At 54.7% G+C, this 25,829-nt stretch carries 18 protein-coding genes and 2 pseudogenes; all 20 read left to right on the top strand.

The annotated features are described in order from the left end of the window. Nucleotides 1-179: pseudogene (locus tag PG881_RS19985) on the top strand (IS4 family transposase); the annotation flags it as partial. Between the two features lie 23 nt (nucleotides 180-202). Next, complete coding sequence (locus tag PG881_RS19980; protein WP_270802410.1) at nucleotides 203-769, top strand: hypothetical protein; 567 nt, start codon at nucleotides 203-205, stop codon at nucleotides 767-769. Nucleotides 770-863: 94 nt separating this feature from the next. Next, nucleotides 864-1,898, top strand: coding sequence for a nuclease-related domain-containing protein (locus PG881_RS19975; protein ID WP_270802409.1), 1,035 nt, complete (start codon nucleotides 864-866; stop codon nucleotides 1,896-1,898). A gap of 24 nt (nucleotides 1,899-1,922) precedes the next feature. Then, the gene (locus PG881_RS19970) at nucleotides 1,923-2,501 is read left to right on the top strand and encodes a winged helix-turn-helix transcriptional regulator (protein WP_270802407.1); all 579 of its coding nucleotides are present in this window, start codon (nucleotides 1,923-1,925) and stop codon (nucleotides 2,499-2,501) included. A gap of 711 nt (nucleotides 2,502-3,212) precedes the next feature. Continuing rightward, nucleotides 3,213-3,494 (top strand): type IV conjugative transfer system protein TraL, encoded by a 282-nt coding sequence (gene traL / locus PG881_RS19965; protein WP_270802405.1) that lies wholly within the window; start codon nucleotides 3,213-3,215, stop codon nucleotides 3,492-3,494. Beyond that, a complete protein-coding gene (locus PG881_RS19960; protein ID WP_270802403.1) occupies nucleotides 3,491-4,126 on the top strand; it encodes a TraE/TraK family type IV conjugative transfer system protein in 636 nt (211 codons plus the stop codon). The genes traL and PG881_RS19960 overlap by 4 nt, the downstream gene beginning before the upstream one ends. Continuing rightward, nucleotides 4,110-5,015: a TraK domain-containing protein gene (locus PG881_RS19955; protein ID WP_270802401.1), complete on the top strand. Its 906-nt coding sequence runs from the start codon at nucleotides 4,110-4,112 to the stop codon at nucleotides 5,013-5,015. Before PG881_RS19960 ends, PG881_RS19955 begins: the two co-directional genes overlap by 17 nt. After that, nucleotides 5,012-6,337 carry a TraB/VirB10 family protein gene (locus PG881_RS19950; RefSeq protein ID WP_270802399.1) on the top strand — a complete coding sequence of 442 codons (1,326 nt, stop codon included), beginning with the start codon at nucleotides 5,012-5,014 and terminating at the stop codon, nucleotides 6,335-6,337. The genes PG881_RS19955 and PG881_RS19950 overlap by 4 nt, the downstream gene beginning before the upstream one ends. After that, nucleotides 6,334-6,900: a type IV conjugative transfer system lipoprotein TraV gene (gene traV / locus PG881_RS19945; protein WP_270802397.1), complete on the top strand. Its 567-nt coding sequence runs from the start codon at nucleotides 6,334-6,336 to the stop codon at nucleotides 6,898-6,900. Before PG881_RS19950 ends, traV begins: the two co-directional genes overlap by 4 nt. A gap of 12 nt (nucleotides 6,901-6,912) precedes the next feature. Then, complete coding sequence (traA, locus tag PG881_RS19940) at nucleotides 6,913-7,317, top strand: TraA family conjugative transfer protein (RefSeq protein ID WP_442866403.1); 405 nt, start codon at nucleotides 6,913-6,915, stop codon at nucleotides 7,315-7,317. Between the two features lie 182 nt (nucleotides 7,318-7,499). After that, a complete protein-coding gene (locus PG881_RS19935) occupies nucleotides 7,500-13,025 on the top strand; it encodes an Ig-like domain-containing protein (protein WP_270802395.1) in 5,526 nt (1,841 codons plus the stop codon). A 154-nt stretch (nucleotides 13,026-13,179) separates the two neighbouring features. Then, a pseudogene (locus PG881_RS19930) lies at nucleotides 13,180-13,938 on the top strand (DUF4165 domain-containing protein); the annotation flags it as partial. A gap of 630 nt (nucleotides 13,939-14,568) precedes the next feature. Then, nucleotides 14,569-18,735, top strand: coding sequence for an Ig-like domain-containing protein (locus tag PG881_RS19925; RefSeq protein ID WP_270802412.1), 4,167 nt, complete (start codon nucleotides 14,569-14,571; stop codon nucleotides 18,733-18,735). A gap of 157 nt (nucleotides 18,736-18,892) precedes the next feature. Further along, nucleotides 18,893-19,618: a DsbC family protein gene (locus PG881_RS19920; protein WP_270802393.1), complete on the top strand. Its 726-nt coding sequence runs from the start codon at nucleotides 18,893-18,895 to the stop codon at nucleotides 19,616-19,618. After that, a complete protein-coding gene (gene traC / locus PG881_RS19915; RefSeq protein WP_270802391.1) occupies nucleotides 19,615-22,059 on the top strand; it encodes a type IV secretion system protein TraC in 2,445 nt (814 codons plus the stop codon). Before PG881_RS19920 ends, traC begins: the two co-directional genes overlap by 4 nt. 13 nt (nucleotides 22,060-22,072) lie before the next feature. Then, nucleotides 22,073-22,390, top strand: coding sequence for a hypothetical protein (locus PG881_RS19910; RefSeq protein WP_270802389.1), 318 nt, complete (start codon nucleotides 22,073-22,075; stop codon nucleotides 22,388-22,390). Then, nucleotides 22,387-22,920, top strand: coding sequence for a S26 family signal peptidase (locus PG881_RS19905; protein ID WP_270802387.1), 534 nt, complete (start codon nucleotides 22,387-22,389; stop codon nucleotides 22,918-22,920). Before PG881_RS19910 ends, PG881_RS19905 begins: the two co-directional genes overlap by 4 nt. Beyond that, nucleotides 22,883-24,148, top strand: coding sequence for a TrbC family F-type conjugative pilus assembly protein (locus PG881_RS19900; RefSeq protein WP_270802382.1), 1,266 nt, complete (start codon nucleotides 22,883-22,885; stop codon nucleotides 24,146-24,148). The genes PG881_RS19905 and PG881_RS19900 overlap by 38 nt, the downstream gene beginning before the upstream one ends. Next, nucleotides 24,145-24,816, top strand: a complete 672-nt coding sequence (locus PG881_RS19895; protein ID WP_270802380.1) for an EAL domain-containing protein — start codon at nucleotides 24,145-24,147, stop codon at nucleotides 24,814-24,816. The genes PG881_RS19900 and PG881_RS19895 overlap by 4 nt, the downstream gene beginning before the upstream one ends. Continuing rightward, nucleotides 24,813-25,820 (top strand): TraU family protein, encoded by a 1,008-nt coding sequence (locus PG881_RS19890; protein ID WP_270802378.1) that lies wholly within the window; start codon nucleotides 24,813-24,815, stop codon nucleotides 25,818-25,820. Before PG881_RS19895 ends, PG881_RS19890 begins: the two co-directional genes overlap by 4 nt. Nucleotides 25,821-25,829: the final 9 nt, after the last annotated feature.

Raw genomic sequence — 25,829 nt, 5'->3', positions numbered from 1 at the left:
ACAGCGCGCTTTGGTTAATGCCGATATTGGCGAGCATCATCCATGGTGCGTGGCAGGAAATAACAGAGAAGTTGGAGTGGGCAATGGTGTATTTATCCAAAAACGGCAAAAAGAGTAGGCAGAGAAAATCCAAGCAAAACAACACGTTAGACGGTATTATTAATTCGCTTGCCGCTTAAGGTTCTGTACATGTGGAGCTGCTATGTATATTCCGGCCAATCTTGATATTACTCAGTTTCAAGATGATAACCTGCTGAAAAAAACAAGGTTCTGGTTGCCAATCGCATTGGCGATCTTCTTGGTGCTTCTCCGCATGGAAAACAATACTGCTTTCACGCCAATTGTCGATCGGTGGGCTATTTTGTTGTCAGCTTACTGGCCCGCACTGGCCGACTGGATGTCGCGCTCGGCATTTCCTCCTATCACCGGCTTATGGTTCTCACTGTTAGCCATTTTGTTTCCCTATTATGTTTTCCTTTTTTCATGCCACAAACCATACGCAGATAAAATGGTTAACAAATGGATTTGCGCTGGCGTGAAGCGTCATTTATATCCGCTACTGCTAGTTGTCCTGGTGGGTTGTTTTTCTGCGTTAGCTATCTGGGTCACGCTACCAGAAGAGACGCAATGTCGATATGACTGTGTGCATAAGGTTGTCATTATTCAAATGATATATGGATCCTGTCTGCTGCTCTCCAATTGTTACTTATGGAGCATGGTGTTTTTTTGGCTTAAAAACTTCAACGTGATCCACTTAAATCACACCTGATTTTCCCCCGGGAATTTAATCTCTTAGTCAGAGGGAAAATAAAAATTGAAAAAAACAGTAAACATGTTGCCAGAAGAAATGGCATAGAGAGTAATTGGTTAGTGATTTGCTGCTGGGCACAAGACCTACAACTGATAGAGGAAAAAGTCAAGGTGAAGAAAAAAAACAAAAAGGTAACGCCATGCTGATAAAGAAGGCCGACGATAGGTTGGCGGACATCGAGACGCTGAAAACGCTCTCGACTAGACCGGACGTATCCCAAAACGTCCGAAAGCTCATCGACCGCGAAATTCTCAACATCCAATCGGGGATGAGGGGTGAAGCAGAGGCGGCCTATGAGATGGAGTTCCACTACGGGGCCTCGAAGAACTGGGTAATCGTTCACGACCTCCGTTTGGAGTGCGACGGACGTGTGGCCCAGATAGACCACCTTCTCATCAATCGCTTCCTCGAAATCTATGTCTGCGAGAGTAAGCGCTTCTCCCAGGGCGTAGCCGTGAACGAGCAAGGGGAATTCTCAGCCTTTTTCGGGAGCAAGCCCTATGGTATCCCCTCGCCTTTGGAGCAGAATCGCCGCCACATGGCAGTATTGGAGTCAGTGTTCAAGACCGGCGTGGTCGCCCCGCCCAAGCGTCTGGGATTCACTATCACTCCCTCGCTCCACGGGCTGGTTCTCGTGTCGAAGACTGCTCGTATATCCCGACCGAAGGCAAAAATCGACGGCATCGAGACCATCATCAAGAACGATCAGTTGAAGGCGAAAATCGACCGGGACATCGACAAGGATAATAACATCCTTGGTGCCGCGAAAATTGTCGGACAGGACACGCTGGAAGACTTTGCCCACCGCTTGGTGGCGGCTCACAAGCCCATCCGATTCGACTGGGTGGCTAAGTTCGGTCTGCCCGCCGTAGCTCCAGCTCCGGTGAAGGTCATTGCTACTCCGACCGAGGTCGCCTCCCCTGCGGCGAGCGGTGAGCAGAGCGGCGAGCGGAAATCGAAGCTGGTCTGTGCCTCCTGCGAAACCGCTGTTGCCTACAATGTCGCCAAGTTCTGCTGGTTCAACAAGCAACGCTTCGGCTGTAAGGTGTTCTGCATGGAGTGCCAGAAGACTGTATCGACCCCATAAGAACAAGAACAGACGAAAAACGGCATGAATGAACAGATGCAGGTTGACCGCGATCAATACATCAAAGCGAACTATGGCCCCCTGACTATGACGGAGATGGCCGAGCACCTAGGGCTGTCTGTCAGTGCGGTATCCCGTCATATCAAGAAGATGGGCATAGTCAGGGGGGATCGCCTGACCGATGAGCAGAAGGCGATCCTCAAAGACAGCTGCAAGCGCCTGGGCCTCCCCGGTGTTGCCGAGGCGCTGGGGTTGCCCATCACGGTCACAACCCAGGCCGCCCGCGCCATGGGGCTACTAAAGCGCGAGATCATGACGCCAGAAAAGCGGGCGTACCTGTGCGAGCACGACGCGACGATGACCAGGGCTGACATAGCCAGTGCGCTGGGGGTGTCTAAGCACACGGTGGAGCGGGCGGCCAAGCAACTTGAGCTATTCAAGAAGTACCCATGGACTGACGAACAGCGCCGGTTCATTGCGGAGCGGCGCCAGTCGATGAAAATGACAAGAATCGCCAAGTATTTGGGGATCACCCCCGCGATGGTCCGACAGGAAATCGCGCGTCAAAAGCGCGGGATCGTCGATATGTTGAACCGTCACTAGAGTGGACTCTGACCGAATTCAGAAGCACTGATAGACCAGAAAAAATTTCACATGTGAAATTTTTTCACCTCCATCCAATAAGCGTCTTCCTATCTCTTTTGCCCCACAAATTATTGCCTAAGTTAAGCGGCTATTAGCCATGTGGAGCTCGTATAGGAAAAGCACTGCGGGGCGCCAGCTGCGATCTCGGGCAAGTAAACTGCTCGTCTTCCAGAGAAATTTCACATGTGAAATTTCTCTCACTCCAACTAAGCACCCCAAAATATTTTTTTTGCCCCACGCCCCAAAAGGGCCGCAAGAGCGCTGTGCTGGTGGAGCTGTGGAAGAGAAAATCCCTATACCAAAGGCAACTTCATTTGGAGTTCATCGTGTCGGTACAGACTCAAGCCAGAAAAGTAGAGGTGGCAACATGGCGCACAAGCTCTTGGCCGTTTCTTACTCTCATCCGGTTGGTATTGTTCGCGTTTGGTCTTGCTGTCGGCTTTGGGCTCGACAAAGTGATTGCTCTGATAGGGGCTTGAGTTAGGGCCGTCCTTGGGTTCATGTGGTGAAAATACAGAATCAATAAGCAGGCCGGTGAATAAATAGAAGGTGGCATGATGCCACCTTTTTTTTATTTGTCGCTGTAACTGCCCGAAATGGGCGCAAAGCCGTAGTAGGAAAGTGGGTCAACTGAATGAAAATACAGGCAATGAAGATATGGAGGTGGCAATGAAGCCTGTAAAAATCCCGCGGCGGGTCGATGAACCCCCCCACTTGCTCTTGTGGAGTGCCGATGAGCTGGCACCGATGCTCCTGGGGTTAACGATTGGCGTCATCCTCGGAAAGGCCCTTATCTGCTTCATCGGCGGGCTGCTCGTTACCAACCTTTATCGCCGGTTCCGGGACAACCATCCAGATGGTTACCTACTCCACATAATCTATTGGGCCGGGTTCATCGCTACCAAGTCCAAGTCGATGAAGAACCCATTTGTACGGAGGTATTTACCTTGAAATTGAAAACCTATCTCAGGACCTGGGAAGGGACCCAAGCCGAGAACAAGTGGGGCCGATTTATCCAAGCGGGGTTGTTAGTCATTGTGCTGCTACTGGTCCTCAAGGTCTTCAATAAGGAGACCATCGTCACCATGCAACCGTTCACCCTCACGGAGGAGGCATGGGTGACGAAAACCAATGCCTCACGTTCGTACAAAGAGGCGTGGGGGTTTGCGTTTTCAATGCTGCTTGGCAACGTTACGCCAGGTTCGGTGGACTTTGTTAAAGAGCGGTTGATCCCCATGCTCTCACCTGAAATCTATCAGGATGTCATAGATGCCATCGAGATCCAGTCCAAGCAGATAAAGGAAGACCGCGTAACCATGCGGTTCGAGCCTCGCTTTGTGGAGTACGAAGAGAAGAGCGACAAGGTATTTGCCTATGGGTACTCCTATGTGAAAGGCGCGTCATCGCAACAGGAGGAACGTGGGGAGCGCACTTATGAGTTCGTCCTCAAAATTTCAAATTACGCCCCTTATATCGATTACATGGGTACCTATATGGGTAAGCCACGCACCAAGGCTGTGCTGGAGCAACTCAAGCGTAAAGAAGAAGAAAAGGAACAGAGAACCAATGAAGCTCAACGCTAAATACCCACTCTTGGTGCTTGCCCTGTACGCAACAGGGGTGATGGCCGACTCATCTGAGGATGTTCCTGTTGTCCCGGCGAGTGTGATGAAACAGGGGGTGCCAGCCCCTATCGGAAGTAGTGGGGTGATGGGGCAGGTTAACGAGAATCCTGTTCTGACGATGAATCCAGGTGTGAACCAAATCATCCCGATTGCCATCGGCCATCCCAACCGGATCGTCACTCCATTTGGCAATCCAGAAGTGGTTTCCACCTCACTGAGCGGCGCCAGTGCTGATGGACAATGTGGTGAAGTTTGTATCAAGGAAAACGTGGTTTACGTCGCAACGGACAAGGAATATCCCGTCACGATGTTCATTACGGAAAAAGGCTCAGAGGCCCAAGCACTGAGCCTGACCATGGTGCCGCGGCGGATACCGCCCCGTGAGGTATTCCTCAAGCTCACAGGGAGCGCCAGCATGGGTGGAGGTTTTGCCAATACCAAAGCGGATGCTTGGGAGAAAAGCCAGCCCTACGTTGAGACCGTTCGCACTGTGTTCCGCAAAATCGCCCTAGGCGAGGTCCCCCAAGGCTACAGCATGAACAATATCCCAGCCGGAGCGGCGGTTCCCCGGTGTGCGACTGGCAGTATCCGGGTCGATTTTTCGAAGGGTCAGTACATGATGGGGCACCATCTCAACGTATTCATCGGGGTGGCCCAGAACACATCGACCCAGCCCATTGAGTTCAAGGAGTCCTTATGTGGTGGTTGGGACGTAGCTGCTGTGACCACCTGGCCGCTGAACGTTCTCGAACCGGGGCAGAAGACAGAGATCTATGTCGCGATGAAACAAGGTCGCGGTCAGGCTTCTACGTCTAAGCGGCCGTCTCTGCTCGGAGGTCGTCAATGAACATTAGTCAGTATTGGAGTGAGATTGACCCCAAAAAGAAGCGCTGGATAACCGTTTCTAGTGGTTTATTTGCCCTTTTTGCTGTCGTGACGGTTTTCTCCGGTGAGCCAAAGAAAGAGGAACGGCGTGGGCGTCAGGATACGATCAAGAACGTACTGACAGATAAGAACACGCGGGAAATAGGGATCGACTCCCTTTCAGCCGATGTGAAGATGGTCTCGCGTGAAAATGCGGATCTCAAGAAAGCGCTGGAGCGCATCAAGACAGAGCTGGAGCAAAAAAAGCAGAAAGTTGGGAAGGATGCTGACGTCGATCGTGAAATTTCCCGCTTGCGTCAGGATGTTGAGCAACTGGTAAAAATGAATGGTGAGCTGGCGAAAAAGGTAGAGGGTGGAAAAGGGAATAGCAATGGCACCGATGCCACCGGGAATGCTGAGGCCAGTGGAACCAGCACTCCAGGGAACAGTGCTAATAGCCAGTTCATGGACAAAAAGCTGGATTACAAGGATCCGGCAGCCATTTTCAGGGATGCTCCACTGCCTGACACTAAGGGCCAAGCTCCCGGTGGTAAAGGAGATGGCAAAGCGCCAGCTAAGACCGGTATCCAGATTGTCAGCTACACCCAAAAGGCGCCTGAGGCAGATAAGTCGAAGAGCACTGATGATGATTTCTTGTATCTGCCCTCGGGATCAATCCTGACAGGGACACTGATTAACGGCATGGATGCCCCAACATCCCAGGGAGCCCGCCGCGACCCGTTCCCGTCAACTCTGCGTATCCAGAAAGAGGCCATCCTCCCTAACCGGTTCCGTGCCGATGTGCGCGAATGTTTTCTCATCGTCTCTGGCTACGGCGATCTGAGTTCGGAACGCGCCTACCTACGTGGCGAAACGTTCTCGTGTGTCCGTGAGGATGGTGGGGTGATCGAGGCAAAACTTGATGCATATGCGGTTGGTGAGGATGGCAAGGCTGGGGTTCGTGGTCGCGTGGTATCCAAGCAAGGTCAAATTATTGCCAAGTCCATGATGGCGGGTTTCCTGAGCGGTGTGTCGGAGGCATTCGACGTCAATCCAGTACCTGTTGTCAGTACAAACCCTGGCGCTAATACCCAGTATCAGTCTGTTTGGTCTGAGGACATGGTTCAGGGCGCGGCGGCCAAGGGGGCAAGTAAGGCCTTGGATCGCATCGCGCAGTTCTACATCGATATGGCCGAAGGGATTTTCCCGGTTATAGAGATCGATGCAGGCCGTCAATTGGACGTAATTATGACAAAGGGCACCAAGTTGCAAATCCGTTCGAGCGGGGAGAGCAAGAAAAAATGAGCATTGTGACCAAAATGGGCAGTTCTACAGGCGAGATTCGACTAGAGCTGATAGTAGGATCACTCCGACTGTTGGGGGCTGGTGCTGTACTCCTGCTGCTCGCAGGGTGTTCATCACTCAATATCGGGGAAGAAGAATACGGCTGTCCGGGTATGCCAAACGGTGTGCAGTGCATGTCTGCTCGGGATGTTTATAGCGCAACTAATGATGGCAACGTGCCTCGACCGATGAAGTCTGGTGAGGCCAGGGCCAGTGGTAACGAAGAAACCCCGGCTGTAGCCACGAACACAACAGGTTCTGGAGACCAGGTAATCGATACGTATGTCGCGCCACGTCTGCCAGATCGACCTATTCCCATTCGCACACCGGCACAGGTGATGCGGATCTGGGTAGCTCCCTGGGAGGACACCAACGGTGACCTCATCGTGACAGGGTATGTCTACACGGAAATTGAACCGCGTAGATGGGTGATCGGGGATGGCACACCCGAAAATGAGCCGGTGTTAAGACCGCTGCAAACTGTGCAGCACGAACCAAAAACTGAAACAACCATTGCAAAGTAGGAGATGTGCTGAATGAACATGAATGTAAGTCATATGGGTCAGGTGGCTAATGCCTCCGCGGTAAACAAAAAGAACGCCCTCTTCCTCCTGATGGGACTCGTGGCGGTGGCTCTCGTGCTGGCGCCGGATTCCGTCCACGCAGGTACAGGCGGGACGGCGTTTGATGATGTCTGGACCACCCTCAAAGATTGGACGCAGGGTACCCTCGGTCGAATCGTTGCTGGTGCCATGATCCTGGTTGGTGTTGTCGGTGGCATCGCCCGCCAGAGCCTGATGGCATTCGCCATGGGTATCGGTGGTGGGATGGGGCTGTACAACTCCCCGACGGTGGTGGAGTCGATCATGTCTGCAACACTGGAACATGCCGACAAGATCGCTCCGGCCGCAATCCATCTCACCAACGGGCTTGGGGCCTAAGGCTCCATAACTCGCCAGACACCAGAAAAAAAAAGGGCAGCCAGTGGGTTGCCCTTTTTTTTCATCAAAACCCAAGAATTTTTGCAAATGCGCCCCAAAAAGGCATAAACACAGTCGTTATCATTATGGCTGCACTCGTAATCTGCATTTTGGGTTTGTCTAACTCATGAATGGAGAGTGCGATGATAAAACATAGGCTTAAACCATTGCTTGTTGCGATGGCAGCCCTTTCCGCAGGAGCTGCTCATGCAGAGCTGCTGGAATACATCTTTAAGGCTCCAGATGGTACGCAACGGTCTCTGACTCCGAATGCCAACTATGCCAACCCAACGGGCAATATCTCGTTTGCCTTGAGTGCCGGTATCGACCGAAAGGTAAAGATTTCGGTGCTTCGGTCGGATGGAACAGTGGTTTCGACAGCGACCAGCCACCTTCTTGGGGCTACTGATCGCATCACGGTGGGTGGAAAATCCTACTATGGTGCGGAACTTCAACTACCGGCTCCTTCCGAGGGAGTCTACAAACTAAGGGCCGAAATACTGGCGTCAGACGGAAGTTCCATTCAGACTGATGAATACCCGCTTCAAGTCGATACGACAGCGCCAAGTTTGGCAAACGTGACAGTAAAAGGGGAATGGAACCGGGCGCTTTCTGATGGAACGCTACTGCGAGGTCCTCACCGATTTTCAGGTATAGATGTGTCTGCATCTGATGCCGGTTCTTCGGTTTCCTCTATACAGGCGTATGCTGTAGATAGCAAAGGCAAGAGGAGTCCTGTTGTCTCGGTTAATTACGCCAACGGCCAAGGCCAGTTGTTGAACTGGAGCACTGTGTTCCCTAATGGGGAGGATCTATATACGCTTCATTTCGAGGCCCTGGATAAAGCAGGGAACAAAGGGTCAATAGCCTATCCTATTGCTTGGGATTCAGTAGGTGCAAAGTCTGGAGAGAATCCTGAGCCAGTAGCAGTGTATGACCCTAAGAACCCGCAGGCCTCAACTTTTAAGGTTAATGGTCAGGCCCTATCAGGTTTTGCGCCTTATCAGAACGGAATGACCATTTATTCCGATACCTACAGGGTGCTCTACCGGATACCCAAAACAAACTCCTATCCTTCTTCACCTTACGGTGCTGAACGCGGTAACTGGTGTGATTATAAAAACTGTATTGAAGGCAATATCATTGCCGAAGACGGTACATATGATTATCGGCAGACGCAAGCTGATGTATTCCAGCGACATGGGACAAAAACTAAGTCGTTTGTTATTTACGACTGGGTTATGAACTCTCTTGGTGATACATCCGTCAGTGTGAAAACTGATCCATCGGTTAGCTTGGCTCCCACCGGTAAGTATGTTGAATATCTTAGGGATGATGGTCAGTGGGTCCGCGGTGAAACCATTAATATGAGCTCAGTTAACCATTATAAAAAACTGAGATTTCATGTTGAGCCGAGACCTTACGCTCAGGAGTTATGGGGAACTTGGTTGCCTACTACTAAAATTCCGGCAAATGCTTCTTATGCAGAAGTGGATACGGATATATCGTTCAGTGGGCGCTCATGTTCATGGCCTGGATATTGGTCTCGACCGGAAGGGAAGCCTGAACTTCCGTCTGATCGGATTGGGGCAACATTCTGCTATGACCTTAACCCTCCTGAAATTGCTGGGTTAGAACGAAATGGGCAGATTTTTAAAGCTCATTTCCGTGAGCCTGATTCATTTGACGGTTGGGGTGTTAACCAGTGGGTTATTTCTAACAACTCAAGTGCGTCTGCGATAACCTCGACTGGCGAAGAACGTCCGTTGTCTCGTACTGAAGTTCTTCGTAGTAGCACAAATGATTGGTTTTTCACATTTTCTGCTGAGAATCTGTCAGAGGGCACATATACCGGCATATCTCTCGTAGCTAAAGATGCTTTCGGTAATGAGATTAAGCAGGTATTCACTGGCTCCCAATATGCTATGAGCATAGATAATTCAGCGCCGACACTAACCGTATCGATCAGTGATGGAGCACCAATCCAGTCTTTGGATGATGTTGTAATCACCTTGACTGATACTGCCGACCCGAGTCCTAAGCTGACCTCTATTGCCCTCGTCGGAGGCCCAGCCGATGACAAGGTGCAGTTGTCTTGGCGTGAGGAGTCGAAAGGTCGATTCCGCCTTGAGTACCCGGTAATGTTCCCGTCTTTGAAGGAAGGGGAATCTTACACGCTGACTGTTTCCGGTGAGGACGCACAAGGCAACGCGGTTCAAAAGGCGGTTGGCTTCGAGTACAAACCGCGTCAGGTGAGTCTGGCAGGCGGCATGGACGGCAATGTCATGATCCCGGCCGTGACACAGGAGTTTACCCACGCTGACGGCAGCAAGATCATCGAGACAAAGCCGCTGATCCTCAATGATGGCTCCACGGTGACCGGCTCCTATGACGTGTTCGCCACACTTCGGTCTGACGCCAAAGTACCACTCGTGGTCAACGGGGTGCGTATCGAACCGGGCCAGACCATGGGGATCATGAGCCAGCACAACTTCGGGGCCTCCGGTGGACGCCTGAGTCTCTCTGTTAAACCTGCGGTGGCCGATGTGATCGGCACTTCCGGCCTGCTGGTGATGACGGCGGCGCCCAACTCCCCGATCCTGGTGCAGGACGTGACCACCTGGAAGCCGACGGCGAAGCTCTCCGCGGATTCGTGGACGGTGCGCCAGGTGATTGACCCGGTAAAGATCTTCGCCCTGCCGGATGCCGGTGTCCCCTGCCGCTTCACTTCCAAGGAAGAGGAGGCAAAGCGTTCCGACCCGATCCGGGACCCGGTGTGTCTGTTGCAGTGGGACCGCACCCCGGACGAGGCCGAGCAAAGCACCCAGGAGACCGAAGGCCTGAAACTGGCGGGACTGGTGGGCCAGGCGGTCAGCCTAGGTGAGCAACCTGTCGAGTACAGCCTCTACTTGTTCAGCGGCGACGGCTCCAAGGTTAAGGTAGGCGGCGGCAACCGCAACCTGACTGTCACCACGGCCTATGGCTCGGTGGGCTATACCCCCGGCCCCGAGTTGGCGCAGGTCAACCGCATCATTGAGAGCTTCGACGTGCGGATGAGCCAGAACCTGGGTCCAGCGTGTTCGATGACGCTGAGTGCCGATCAGGCGAAGAAGGATGCGGCCAACAAGACCTCCGGCAGCATCAGCCGTACCTGCCTGTTTGAATGGCAGGCCATCCCGGATGGGCTGGTGCAAGACCAGAGCACCACCACCCCCGGCCTGAGCGGTACTTTGGCCGATAAAAAGGCACACCCCGTCGGCTGGCGGGTGAGCATCTACAGCAAGAACGGCACTCGCGTGACCCTCAACGATCAGACCTTTACCATCGATGCAATAGACCCCCCGGTGCCGACCGTGGATTTGTCCTCAAAGTACAATTTCCGGGACAACATCTACATGATGCCGATGCAGGGTGACTATCTGGGGGATGCGACGATCATCGCCGAGCGGGCGGACCTGGACGTGGCGATCATGCGCAACACCGACACCCTGGAATCGGAGACCTTCACTCCCGGCTGGGGCGCCAACACCAAGGTCTACCGTCGGCTGAACGCCGACCAGCGAGCGCTGTGGGAAGAGACCACCTACAAAGTAAAGGCGGCCTACAACAAGGTGCCGGAAGTGATGACCGAGGCGGTGTACCGGGCTGTGTCGGTACCGTCCTACAACCTGGTGCCGGTGGTGGAAGTAGCCGGTGATACAGCCATCGACACCCAGGCGCTGCCGGTGCGGGTGAAGATCCAGGATCAGTACAAGCCGAACGAGGCGTTTGACGCGGCCGCGATGGGTGCCTGGAAGGTCAGGTTGATCCGCCAGATGGCGTACAACAAGACCGAGGTGCTGACCGATTTTGCCAACGCGCCGAACGGTGAGGCGAGCTTTGCGGTGGATCTGTCGAAGGTGGACACGACCTCGGTTCGTATCGTGGCGGAAGCGGAGCTGGTTTCGCCGTTTGAAGGGTACACCCGGACAGTGCAGTCCACGCGACCTGCGTTCCTGACCGTGCTGCGGGGCGTAGCTATCGGTGCGAAGGCCGAGGCCCGTCGGCTGTCGGGCGAGGCGCCGTTCACGGCGGTGTTCAAGCTGGCACTGGATGACCGTCAGGACTACCGGGCGACCGGGGACGTGGTGTGGGATGTCAGCAGCGACGGCGGTGCTACCTGGGAGAGTGTCACCCCGGAAGAGCGCTACAAGTACCAGTTTGTGAAGGTCTTCGAGAAAGGCACCTATCAGGTGCGAGCCAAGGTGATCAACCGCAACTCCAGTGCTGAGGCGTATACCGAGGTGTTGGACGTGATCGCCTATGACAAGCCGAAGCTGGAAGTGAAGGGGCCGCAAACCCTGTTTGTGGGCAGTGAGGGGACGTTCTCGACCCGGCTGACGGTGAAGGATGAGGAGATCGGTGCAGAGAACGCTGTGGTGGAGTGGTCAACCGATGGTGGGAAGACCTACGACAAGCAGGGCCCGACGCTGACGCTGAGCAGCGACAAGGACACCCGGATCAAGCTGTGGGCACGGGTGCGTTCCGGGGATGCACCTGCGAGCGACGAGTATGCCTACCGGGTCGCCAAGACCGCAGTCGAGTTCCGGGTGGTGAGGCCGCCGCGCCCCTATGTGTCGGGACCGTCGGTGATCGAGACGGGCAAGACCTACACCTTCAAGGCGACGACCAGCCTGCCGTACAAGGGGATGGACGTGGTGGTGAAGGGGTACTTCATCCTGCCGAACGGGCAGCGGGTGGACGGTGACACGGCGGTGTTCACGCCGAACGCGGAAGACCTGCTTAAGGAGCAGGTGGAGACCACCTATACGGCTTGGATAGAAGGGTTCCGGGAGCAAGGAGCGGAGGCGACGCACTCGATGCGTTCTCGGGTGTGGGAGTACGTATGGCCGCGGTTCGGGATGCAGGTGCGCAAGACGGCGAGCGTGGCGCCAGCCACGATCATAGTGACGGCCAGGCCGATCGGCTTCTCGGGCAAGCTGGACGAAGCGGTCTATGAATGGACGCTGCCGGAAGGGGCTGCCATTGAAGATCAGAAGCAAGCGGCAGCGCGGGTGTTCACGATGGGCAGCGCGGGGGAATACCTGGTGAAGCTGACAGTGCGGGATGCTCGTGGCAATGAGACGGTCCTGGAGGAGCCGGTGGTGCTGGGCGAGGCCGAGCAGTACGTCATCGACCTGCAATACTCAGGCTCGAACCCGAATGCCCGTGAGCCGCTGGAAGTGCTGTTGCGTCCGTACATCTCGGGTGGTCACCCGCGGGACCGGATCCTGACCCGCCAATATTCAGTGGATGGCAAGCCGCTTGAGAGCGCGGGGTTCTATGGTCGCACGACGTTGCAGGCTGGTGAGCACGAGATAAAGCTCAAAGCGACGACGGAGATGGGCAAGGACGTGGAGGGCAGGTTGGTGCTCAAGGTGGCAGAGAACAAACTGCCGACGTGCACAGTGCGCAGCCGGGAGACGATCGGTTCGTGGATCGTGTACGCAGAGTGTGAGGACCCGGATGGTCGGATGAAGTCGTATCAGTGGACGGTAGGAGGAGAGGTGCAGGCCATCACCGCGGACCGTCTGACGATCAGCAAGGGCAAGAGCGGTGTGATGCCGCCGATAACGCTGGTCGGGGTGGATGACTCCGGTGGTAAGTCGGAGTCAGTATCCCTGAACTGATTGGCTGACTTCTCTACTTCAAAGCCCGGTATTACCGGGCTTTTTCTATTTATTTCAGATGTGCCCCAAAAGGGCACAAACACAGTCGCGATCATTCAGTTGGGTCCCGTAATCTGCATTTTGGGTTCGTGTAACCCCTGAATGGAGACGTGACATGATTAACCACAAACTGAAATTTCCTGCTCTGTTGGGTGCGATGGCTGTTCTATTCGCTGGCACATCCCATGCGGAGCTACTCCAGTATTCGTTTACTACACCAGGAGGCGCTCAAAGGTCTTTGTCTCCCGAAGCCATCTACGCCAACCCCAGTGGAAACATAAAGTTTGCCCTTAGCGGTGGGATTGACAGAAAGGTCAGGCTCTCTGTTCTGCGGACGGATAACACAGTGGTCTCAACCAGCACAAGCAAATTACTTGGCGCAACAGACCGTATAACTGTTAACGGTAAATCCTATTATGGCGCGGAGCTCCAGCTGCCAGCCCCTCCAGAGGGGGAGTATCAGTTGAAAGCCGAATTGCTGACGTCTAAAGGGGGGTCAGTGCAAGCGGATTTATTCCGTTTTGCCGTTGATGTAACCCCGCCAACACTTGGGAATTTCTCTTGGGGAATGAATTACGGTCGGGGTTCGGCCCCCGACGGTAAACCAATATTTGCGACAGTTGATGCAAAGCACATAACGCTGGATCAAGTGAATGATGCCTTATCTGGTATTGGGGATATTACTTACGAAACCTACTGGATCGGTGGCACTAAGGATGGTCAGCTTTATGGAACTGGGAAGGTTACTTACTACAACGCTGAGATGAAAGCGATGCTGGGGAGTGGGTCCGTAGGTTCTGGTGCCAACTTGGCTTACCCAAATGGTGTTCAGTCACAACATCGATTGCTATTCAATGTGAAAGACCGGGCCGGGAACAGCTCGACAAAGCAGTTTGAGTTTTATAACAACTCCGCTTGTGGGAGTGAGGAACCGACGCTCGTTGCTATTGAAGATCCCACCTACAGTGGCGCTTACCTTGGCCTTAGCGCATTTCAGGGTTTTCGTCAGACCAGTGGTAGCACCCCCATCAACAAAAACCCGCTGAAAGCGGTATATCGTATCCCCCGGTCACAATACCGCGGGCTTCCAGAGGGGGCTATTTTCGGTGGGCTCCCTGCTGGGATCACAGATCGTGGATTGGCGCACACTGATTCTCAGTATGCCTATGTCGTTGTTGAAGGTCCCGCTGGTCCTGATGGTACATTCAACTGGACTAACTACGGCTGGACAAACAACTCTACCTGGCGATGCAGCCCATTGCGGGTCCCTAATCCTCAATTCACATCAGAAACAATCCCACCTGATTGGAAATCCATTAGTGCATACGTTGACGGTGTAGGTTGGGTTGGGAGCAGTTATGGTGCGCCTGGCACGAAGCCAAAACCGCCGAGAGATACGAAAATATCGCAAATTAAGGTTAGTTTGGAACCTAGGGTTTATACCCAAACGGTCTCCATGTATGGCAGTTCATGCGAGGTTGCACCGAACCAATCAGAGTGCACAATGGCGGTAAATATACCATTCAACCAGACCGGAACGGCAAGCTATTACCATACGAGACCTGCGGCGCAGCACAAGAATATTCCAGGCCTGCTGTCTCAATTCAGCCATGTTTGGGAGTGGGATGCAGAGGACCCGCATATCCAGGAACTTGTGAGCCGGGATGACCAAAATAAGATCGTAACATTTACAGCTTTTGAAGGGCATACCGGGGCGACCTGGGGGAGGGTCAAGCTGGCAGCAGCCGGGCTTGTTGCAAAAAAAAATGGCGTTGATGTCGAATCGTTCTCAGCAACAAGTATCAACACCTCGGGTAATGACTCCACTGTAGTGGTCTCCTACAAGGGCCTTGCCGACGGTGTATATGACATCTACGGCTGGGTGAATGATGCCTACGGCAACCGCAGTGAAACGAAATTCTTTACCATTACGAACGACAATACACCTCCTTCGATTGCTATCACGATTCCGAGCGGAAACAATGTTGAATCATTAGATAACATCCTCATTGATGTGACTGACGGAATGACGGCCAAGCCCACTGTGACGATGGTCAATCTCAAGGGGGGGCCAGCATCGGACGATGTTTACCTCACAGTCCGAGCAGTGTCAGATACTCGATTCAAGCTCGAATACCCCGTCATGTTCCCTTCTTTAAAGGCTGGGGAGAGTTACACGCTTTCAATAGAGGCGAAAGATGCTCAGCAAAACACAGCTAAAGCATCAGCTCAGTTTGAATACAAACCTCAGCAAGTGACGCTGGCGGACGGGATGGATGGCAAGGTCATGATCCCGGCCGTGACGCAGGAGTTTACCCACGCTGACGGCAGCAAGATCATCGAGACAAAGCCGCTGACCCTCAATGATGGCTCCACGGTGACCGGCTCCTATGACGTGTTCGCCACACTGCGGTCTGATGCCAAAGTACCGCTCGTGGTCAACGGGGTGCGTATCGAACCGGGCCAGACCATGGGGATCATGAGCCAGCACAACTTCGGGGCCTCCGGTGGACGCCTGAGTCTCTCTGTTAAACCTGCGGTGGCCGATGTTATCGGCACTTCCGGCCTGCTGGTGATGACGGCGGCGCCCAACTCCCCGATCCTGGTGCTGGACGTGACCACCTGGAAGCCGACGGCGAAGCTCTCCGCGGAGTCATGGACGGTGCGCCAGGTGATTGACCCGGTAAAGATCTTCGCCCTGCCGGACGCCGGTGTCCCCTGCCGCTTCACTTCCAAAGAGGATGAGGCGAAGCGTTCCGACCCGATCCGGGACCCGGTGTGTCTGTTGCAGTGGGACCGCACCCCGGACGAGGCCGAGCAAAGCACCCAGGAGACCGAAGGCCTGAAACTGGCGGGTCTGGTGGGCCAGGCGGTCAGCCTGGGTGAGCAACCTGTCGAGTACAGCCTCTACCTGTTTAGCGGCGACGGCTCCAAGGTTAAGGTAGGCGGCGGCAACCGCAATCTGACTGTCACCACGGCCTACGGCTCGGTGGGCTATACCCCCGGCCCCGAGTTGGCGCAGGTCAACCGCATCATTGAGAGCTTCGACGTGCGGATGAGCCAGAACCTGGGTCCAGCGTGTTCGATGACGCTGAGTGCCGATCAGGCGAAGAAGGATGCGGCCAACAAGGCCTCCGGCAGCATCAGCCGTACCTGCCTGTTTGAATGGCAGGCCATCCCGGATGGGCTGATGCAAGACCAGAGCACCACCACCCCCGGCCTGAGCGGTACTTTGGCCGATAAAAAGGCACACCCCGTCGGCTGGCGGGTGAGCACCTACAGCAAGAACGGCACTCGCGTGACCCTCAACGACCAGACCTTTACCATCGATGCAATAGACCCCCCGGTGCCGACCGTGGATTTGTCCTCAAAGTACAAATTCCGGGACAACATCTACATGGTGCCAATGCAGGGTGACTACCTGGGGGACGCGACGATCACCGCCGAGCGGGCGGACCTGGACGTGGCGATCATGCGCAATACCGACACCCTGGAGTCGGAGACCTTCACCCCCGGCTGGGGCGCCAACACCAAGGTCTACCGTCGGCTGAACACCGACCAGCGGGCTCTGTGGGAGGAGACTACCTATAAGGTGAAGGCGGCCTACAACAAGGTGCCGGAGGTGAAGACCGAGGCGGTGTACCGGGCTGTGTCGGTGCCGTCCTACAACCTGGTGCCGGTGGTAGAGGTAGCTGGCGACACAGCCATCGACACCCAGGCGCTGCCGGTGCGGGTGAAGATCCAGGATCAGTACAAGCCGAACGAGGCGTTTGACGCGACCGCGATGGGGACCTGGAAGGTCAGGTTGATCCGTCAGATGGCGTACAACAAGACCGAGGTGCTGACCGACTTTGCCAACGCGCCGAACGGTGAGGCGAGCTTTGCGGTGGATCTGTCAAAAGTGGACACGACCTCGGTGCGGATCGTGGCTGAGGCGGAGCTGGTCTCGCCGTTTGAAGGGTACACCCGGACAGTGCAGTCCACGCGGCCTGCGTTCCTGACTGTGCTGCGGGGCGGAGCTATCGGGGCGGAAGTTGACGCCCGTCGGCTGTCGGGCGAGGCGCCGTTCACGGCGGTGTTCAAGCTGGCGCTGAATGACCGTCAGGACTACCGGGCGACCGGGGACGTGGTGTGGGATGTCAGCAGCGACGGCGGGGCGACCTGGGAGAGCTCCACGCCTGAGGAGCGCTACAAGTACCAGATGGTGAAAGTGTTCGAGAAGGGGACCTACAAGGTGCGGGCCAAGGTGATCAACCGCAACTCCAGCGCCGCGGCGTATACCGAAGTGGTGGACGTGATCGCTTATGACAAGCCGAAGCTGGAAGTGAAGGGGCCGCAAACCCTGTTTGTGGGCAGTGAGGGCACGTTCTCGACCCGGCTGACGGTGAAGGATGAGGAGATCGGTGCAGATAACGCTGTGGTGGAGTGGTCAACCGATGGTGGGAAGACCTACGACAAGCAGGGCCCGACGCTGACGCTGAGCAGCGACAAGGACACCCGGATCAAGCTGTGGGCACGGGTGCGCTCCGGGGATGCCCCTGCGGACGATGAGTATGCCTACCGGGTGGCGAAGACGGCGGTGGAGTTCCGGGTAGTGAAACCGCCACGGCCGTATGTGTCGGGGCCGTCGGTGATCGAGACGGGCAAGACCTACACCTTCAAGGCGACGAACAGCCTGCCGTACAAGGGGATGGATGTGCAGGTGAAGGGGGTCTTCGTTCTGCCGAACGGGCAGCGGGTGGACGGTGACACGGCGCAGTACACGCCGAGCGCGGAGGATCTGACCAGGGAGCGGGTAGAAACCAGCTACACCGCCTGGATAGAAGGGTTCCGGGAGCAAGGGGCAGAAGCGACACACTCGATGTACTCTCGCGTCTGGGAATACGTGTGGCCGCGGTTCGGGATGCAGGTGCGCAGGACGGCGAACGTGGCGCCCGCGGCGATCACCATGACGGCACGGCCAATCGGGTTCTCGGGCAAGCTGGACGAGGCGGTCTACGAGTGGACGTTGCCGGAAGGCGCGACCATTGAAGATCAGAAGCAACCGGCTGTGCGGGTGTTCACAATGGGCCGTGCGGGCGAATACCTGGTGAAGCTCACGGTGCGGGATGCTCGGGGCAACGAGACGGTCCTGGAAGAGCCGGTGAAGTTGGGTGAAGCCGAGCAGTACGTGATCGACCTGCAATACTCCGGCTCGAATGCCAACGATCGGGAGCCGCTGGATGTGCTGTTGCGGCCGTACATCTCGGGCGGTCACCCGCGAGACCGGATCCAGACCAGGCAGTATACGGTGGACGGCAAGCCACTGGAGAGCGCGGGGTTCTATGGTCGCACGACGTTGCAGGCAGGTGAGCACCAGATCATGCTCAAGGCGACGTCGGAGATGGGCAAGAATGTCGAGGGCAAGCTGATGCTCAAGGTGGCGGAGAACAAGCTGCCGACGTGCACGGTGCGCAGTCGGGAGACGATCGGTTCGTGGATTGTGTACGCGGGCTGCGAGGACTCGGATGGCCGGATGAAGTCCTATCAATGGACGGTCGGGGGTGAGGTGCAGGCCATCACAGCGGACCGTCTGACGATCAGCAAGGGCAAGAGCGGTGTGATGCCGCCGATAACGCTGGTCGGGGTGGATGACTCCGGTGGTAAGTCGGAGTCAGTATCCCTGAACTGAGACACCAGCATAGCCATTCAAACACTTCCATTCGTAAGCCCGGTTAACTACCGGGCTTTTTTTTTTACGATACCGCTGGATGTGACCAAAATGGGCCGTTACACAGTCGAGGCTATTTAATCCCCGCAGATACACTCCCAGCATCTAGGAGTTCGACATGGGGGTAAACATGCTTGGAAAAATTCTTGGGGGGCTGATGGTGCTAGGGGTCACAACCATCCCGGCTCCATTGGTTGCAGCCTCAAAGCTGGAAATTACAGATCCCAGGGCGGCCAAGATCAAGGAGATTGTGACCCTGCCCATCAAGGGGATCAGAGCAGTCGAGAGTGATGGTCAGATCGTCTTCATCTCAGACAACGGTAGGTTTGTCATTACAGGGCAGATTTACGATGTGTGGGGTAAAAAACCCCTCAGCTCGATGTCGGAAATGCGTGATGTCGCCGACCGCTTGCATCTCCAGGATATGGGAATGGATGTTGATAAGCTGAACACCATCTCGTTCGGGCATGGGCCAAAGGATGTGGTTCTGTTTGTCGATCCACGCTGCGGTGTCTGCCACAAGTTGATTGGTGAGGCCAAGCCATTGGCTGAGGAATACACCTTCAAGATCGTCGTTATCCCTGCCCTAGGGGATGAATCAAACCAGCTTGCCAAAGCGCTGCACTGCGCGAAGGACAAAACCAATGCGCTGGATGCGCTCTTGAATAACACCCTGGGTGCTCTCCCGTCAAAATCGCCATGCGATCCCGCTCAATATGACCAGACCCTGATGACAGCCCACCTGATCGGTATTCAGGGGGTGCCTTTCGTCGTTGCACCCGATGGACGTGTAAGCAAGGGACGCCCTAATAACCTGAAAGCATGGTTGGAGAGTGCACAATGATCGTGACCATCAAGAAGAAGCTCGACGGTGCGTTGATCCCGGAACATATGCGAGCCTCCGGAGTGATCCCTGTCCTGGCCTATAGCGAAGATGAACAGATATTCCTCATGGATGATCAGAGCGCCGGTTTCGGTTTTATCTGTGAGCCTCTGTGTGGGGCGGATGAAAAGGTGCAGGAGCGTATGAACGGCTTCCTGAATCAGGAGTACCCCTCCAAGACGACAATCCAGTTCCTGTTATTCAGATCCCCCGATATAAACCAAGAGATGTACCAGATGCAGGGGCTGCGTGACGGCTTCCGTCATAGCCTGCTGAGCTCCGTCATCCAAGAGCGAATCAGCTATCTCCAGCACCACACAACAGAAAGGATCATGGCGAGGACCAGCAAGGGCATCTACGACAACGGCCTGATCCAAGACCTCAAATTGTTCGTTACGTGCAAAGTTCCCATCAAAGGCAACACCCCGAACGCGACTGAGCTCGCTGAGCTCGACCAATTGAAAACCAAGGTTGAGTCCTCTCTTCAAACGGTTGGCCTGCGGCCTAGGACAATGACCGCTGTGAACTATGTCCGAATCATGGGCACCCTTCTCAATTGGGGACCGGATGCTTCTTGGCGCCACGATGCCAGCCTATGGGAAACAGATAAGCCGATTTGTGAGCAACTCTTTGACTACGGTACAGACCTTGAAGTCAGTAAAAATGGCATTCGTTTGGGCGACTATCATGCCAAGGTGCTGTCAGCGAAGAAGCTACCGGATATTGCCTACTTTGGGGATGCGATCGCCTATGCAGGGGACCTGACGGGGGGTAACTCCAGCATCAAAGAGAACTACATCGTGGTTACCAACGTCTTCTTCCCCGAGGTGGAGAGCACCAAAAATACCCTTGAGCGCAAGAGGCAGTTTACGGTCAACCAAGCTTACGGCCCGATGCTCAAGTTTGTCCCGGTCCTGGCAGACAAGAAGGAATCTTTTGACACGGTATATGAGTCCCTGAAAGAGGGGGCCAAACCGGTCAAGATAAGCTACTCCCTCGTGATTTTTGCCCCGACGAAGGAGAGAGTTGAATCGGCGGCAACAGCTGCACGGAGCATTTGGCGTGAGAGCCGTTTCGAGCTGATGGAAGATCGCTTTGTTGCCCTGCCGATATTCCTCAATAGCCTTCCGTTCTGCACCGACCGGGACGCAGTGCGTGATCTTTTCCGGTACAAGACCATGACAAGCGAACAGGCAGCCGTCGTGCTACCGGTGTTTGGTGAGTGGAAAGGCACCGGCACATTTCATGCTGCTTTGATCTCCCGCAACGGGCAGCTCATGAGCCTGTCGCTGCATGACAGTAACACCAACAAGAACCTTGTCATTGCCGCAGAGTCTGGTTCCGGCAAGTCGTTCCTGACCAACGAACTGATCTGCTCCTACCTCTCCGAGGGAGCTCAGGTGTGGGTTATTGACGCCGGTAAGTCCTATCAGAAAATGTCAGAGATGCTCAAGGGCGATTTTGTGCACTTTGAAGAGGGGACCCACGTTTGCCTCAACCCGTTTGAGCTGATCCAGAACTACGAGGATGAGGAGGATGCCATCGTGAGCCTGGTGTGCGCGATGGCTTCTTCCAAGGGGCTGTTGGTTGAGTGGCAAATCTCCGCACTGAAACAGGTGTTGTCCTCGATATGGGAAGAGAAGGGCACCGAGATGAAGGTGGACGACATCGCTGAGCGCTGCTTGGAGGGGGCGGATCAGCGCATGAAGGACGTGGGCCAGCAACTCTATGCCTTCACGTCAGGAGGTAGCTACGGCAAGTATTTCTCGCAGAAGAACAACGTTTCTTTCCAGAACCAATTCACTGTGCTTGAGCTGGATGAGCTCCAGGGGCGAAAACACCTGCGGCAGGTAGTTCTGCTCCAGCTTATCTACCAGATCCAACAAGAGGTGTTCCTAGGGGAGCGCAACCGCAAAAAAGTGGTGATCGTGGATGAGGCTTGGGACCTGCTGAAAGAGGGCGAAGTCTCGGTTTTCATGGAACATGCCTACCGGAAATTCCGTAAATATGGTGGCAGCGTTGTCATCGCAACCCAGTCTATCAATGACCTGTATGAAAACGCAGTGGGACGGGCCATTGCTGAGAACTCAGCGAGCATGTACCTGCTCGGGCAGACAGAAGAGACCGTCGAATCAGTCAAACGAGCTGGTCGTCTGGCCCTCTCGGATGGCGGTTTCCACACCCTCAAAACAGTTCACACCATTCAGGGTGTCTATTCAGAAATCTTCATCAAGTCGAAAGCCGGGATGGGCGTCGGCCGCCTGATCGTGGGTGACTTCCAGAAGCTTCTGTACTCGACAGACCCGGCGGATGTGAATGCCATCGATCAGTTCGTCAACCAAGGGCTCACTGTCCCAGACGCTATCAAAGCGGTGATGCAAGCCCGCCGACAAGCAGCATAAACGAGAGAAGAGAATGGACATCAAATCGATTGCAATCGCCGCGGTACTCGGTGCCGCTGGTGGCTTTAGTGGCAGCTATTACGTGCTGAATGAACAAACCTCGGCCATGCAAGAACGGCTGAACCAGTCTCCGCCCATCGTCGTCGTGGATTTCACCAAAGTTGCAGCCTCATATCCTGCTGGGGCCTCCGCAGAAGAGGTAGAGAAACTGATGGTCAAGACCAACGATGCGATCCTCAAACTCAAGGATGCGGGCTACTTGGTCCTCGATGCGGGATCTGTGGTTGGTGCCCCTAGCGATGTCTACCTGCCGGAGGATTGGCTGAAATGATCCAATCCCCGAAGGACTGGCTAGTGAAGAAGAGGGAGTCATGGCCGCGTTTTGGTATGAAAGCTGCCCTTGTGCTGCTGGCTCTGCTGGTGACGGGCAATGGGTTCATGAGCAGGTACCGCATTGGTATCGACCCGCAGAATGAAAAATGTCTCCCTGGGTACACGGTGTATTTGATCGATTTGAATGATCGGTCACTTCAAAAGGGAGCGATTTACTCCTTCCACGCAAAGAATCTCCAACCGCTCTACAAAGACGGCACCCGTATGGTCAAGATCTTGGCCGGAATGCCTGGGGACGTAGTGGAAGTTGACCAGTCATGGAATACCACGGTGAACGGGGAGGTCGTCGGGGAGGGGCTCCAGCTCGCTCGTAGGCTGCATCTCAATGAGAGCCAGTTTTACGGTAAGCGGACACTGACGGAAGGACACTACTGGTTTATGGGGAAGAGCCCATTCAGTTTCGACTCACGCTATTGGGGGACGGTGAACGATGAGCAAATCATTGGTCGCGCTTATCCCCTCCTATAAGAGGATTGCGGTAGCAGTGCTGCTTGCCACGTCAGGCAATGCTTTCTCTCAAAATGCAGTCTTGACGGAGGAAGACATCGCCTTGATCGAGCAAGGGAGGTCTATCTCCAAAAAAGCGTCAGAGCTCGATCTATCGTTGCCCTTGCAGAATCGGCACATGAGTGAGGCTCAGAACGAAGCGAAGGATTTTTTCAGCCAGCTCCAGTCAACCGATAAAACCCTGAAAGAGATGCAGCGTAAGCAAGCGGAGAAGGGGGTATATACCGACCATCGGATGCTCGTCTTTGCTTCGCTCTCTTTGGGTGAGCAGGGGCTTGATGATGTGCTCTCCGCCGTATCAGGCCAGTCTGATGCGGTGATTGTGTTCCGGGGCATTCCTGAGGGGATGAACCTCGGCCAAGGGGTCAAGGCCATTCAGGATCTTGCGGCCAAGAAGGACCCGGTGCCGAACATTATCATCAATCCCCAGTTGTTCAAGCTGCACAATGTTACGTCGGTACCGACCGTCATCATACTTGACGGCGAGCAACTGTTGGGCCAGCAACCAAAGGTGGTGGCCCAGGTTTCCGGTCTGGCGGATCCATCTTGGCTGGCTCGGGAGGTCAAAAGTGGGGAGGTGGGGGATCTTGGCGTGAGGGGGCCCGTGGAGGAGATCAGCGAACCTGACCTCATAGACGTTGCCAAAGCACGTCTTGCCAAGATCGATTGGGCGGAGAAGAAGAAACAAGCCATTGAGCGGTTCTGGAGCAAGCAGAACTTCCATGAGCTGCCTAGGGCGACTAAGGCACGGACTCGTGAAGTGGACCCAAGTGTCGTGGTGACGAAGGATATTGCAGCTGCGGATGGGTCAGTGTTCGCTCGGGCCGGTGAAGTGATCAACCCCCTGTGCGATCTCCGCATGGAATGTCAGCCAGGGACTCGCCCTTTCACGCAGGCGGTAGTCGTCTTCGATCCACAGGACAAAAAGCAGATGGCTCTGCTGGCGAAAGCTCTGCCAAAAATAAGGCTGGAGCCTGGGGTTCAAAGAATCACCTTCATAGCCACGGCCCTTGATAAAGACAAGGGATGGGACTCCTACAAGAGTGTCTCTGACCAGATTAACTCGCCAATTTACCTGTTGACCCCGGATCTCATTTCCAGATTCGAGCTGGAGCATACCCCGACAGTCATCACAGCCAAGAACCGGATGTTCATTGTCCGCGAGCTCGTAGAGGAAGCTGATAAATGATTTTCGCCCCGGCTTTCCAACCAATTAAACATGTCGGCACAGGATCCTTTGTCGCAGCGGAGGTTCTGGCTCGCTGGTATGACGAAGGCCGGGTGGTTGCGCCATCCAATATCAAGGTACCTTTGAACTGGGGGCTGGTGGATATAGAGGTAGCAAGGTTCATTCAAAACAACTTGCCATTTGGTCGAGTTCAACATCGTGCTCTATTCATTAATGTCTCGGAGCAAACTCTCGGTACGGACAGTATTTTTCAGACATGGGCAGGGATTATTAACCGAATTGCCAAGGATCGGGATACCCGAATTGTCATTGAAATTACAGAGGGCGTACAGGATACGTCTTTAGCCGAGAGATGGGATGCACTAGCAAATTTGGGGGGAGAGTTTGCACTCGATGATTACGGTGATAAGCACTCGTCCATGGCGAGGCTGAGTCAATACGTTTGGCATTATTGCAAGTTTGACGCAAGCAGGCTCCATTCTTTGGTGGACTATCCAGCAATTCAATATTGCCGCGAAAATGGAATTCAGCTGATTGCTGAGCAAATTGAAACTCCCCTCCAGGAAGAACGTGCCAAATTATTTGGGCTGTTGTTGCAGCAAGGTTTCTATCACGGGAAACCGACAGCTTTGGACGAATATATGAATTGCGTAAAGGCCTTATCATGATTACGAAAATCTTGAGAGTTATTGCCGTGAGTGCAGCGCTTTGGGGCGGTTCTGTCGCCGCCGACCCAGGATGCCAAAATGCCGATGTGATTAGTGGGAAGCTAATCACAGATGTCTGCTGGAGCTGCATTTTCCCTATCAAAATTGCAGGTGTCCCGATCAGTGGTCCTGGTGGGAGTTATCCCGATGACTCAGCCAAGAATCCGCTGTGTTTGTGCAACGACAACTTGGGAGTCCCCCGACCGGGGGTAACCACCTCGATGTGGGAGCCAGCGAGACTCATCGAGTTCCAACGGGTACCGGGTTGCTCATCGGTTCTTAATGGCATGAGATTCCCATTTGACAGGACCAACCAGGGACACCACGGGGAAGGGGATATGGATGGTGGGGATGGGTCGTTCATGCACTACCACTACTACGCCTTCCCGTTGCTGACGATGCTGGATCTCTTCGTCAAGCAAGCCTGTAATCCAGATGGTTACATGGACCTGGACATCATGTACCTCTCCGAACTGGACCCTACCTGGAACAACGATGAGTTGGCCTTCTTTACTAACCCTGAGGCGGCCCTGGTTGCGAACCCCGTTGCGGCAATGGCCTGTACCGCTGATGCAGTGTCATCCACAGCGGGCAAGCCATTAAAGCAGATGTTCTGGTGCGCGGGCTCCTGGGGGACTCTGTACCCGCTGAGCGGTAACCAGAACGGAGGGAAGGGGGTGATCAGGGATAGTTCTTTGCTGAGCGCTAGGGTGCTCACGGCGCTTCACCGCCGCGGCCTTGCATGGAAGACCATGGGAGATGAGGCGATGTGTCGGGGGGTGATTAGCCCGACGATGCCTAAGACACAGTATAAGTTCACGTTGTTGCATCCCGTGCCAGAGACAGATTCATCCCACGTCATCGGCGAATCTGCATTGACTTGGGGCCTTTCCAAAACGATCCCAGCAATAGGTCAAGACCCAATCTATACCATCTGGCGATGGAACGACTGCTGCAACAGGTAAGGACGTGAT

Origin of the sequence: Aeromonas sp. QDB54 (assembly GCF_027707385.1) — a bacterium.
Taxonomy (GTDB): domain Bacteria; phylum Pseudomonadota; class Gammaproteobacteria; order Enterobacterales; family Aeromonadaceae; genus Aeromonas; species Aeromonas hydrophila.
Note: the sequence above shows the minus strand (reverse complement) of the source record. Positions and strands in the feature narration are given on the sequence as shown.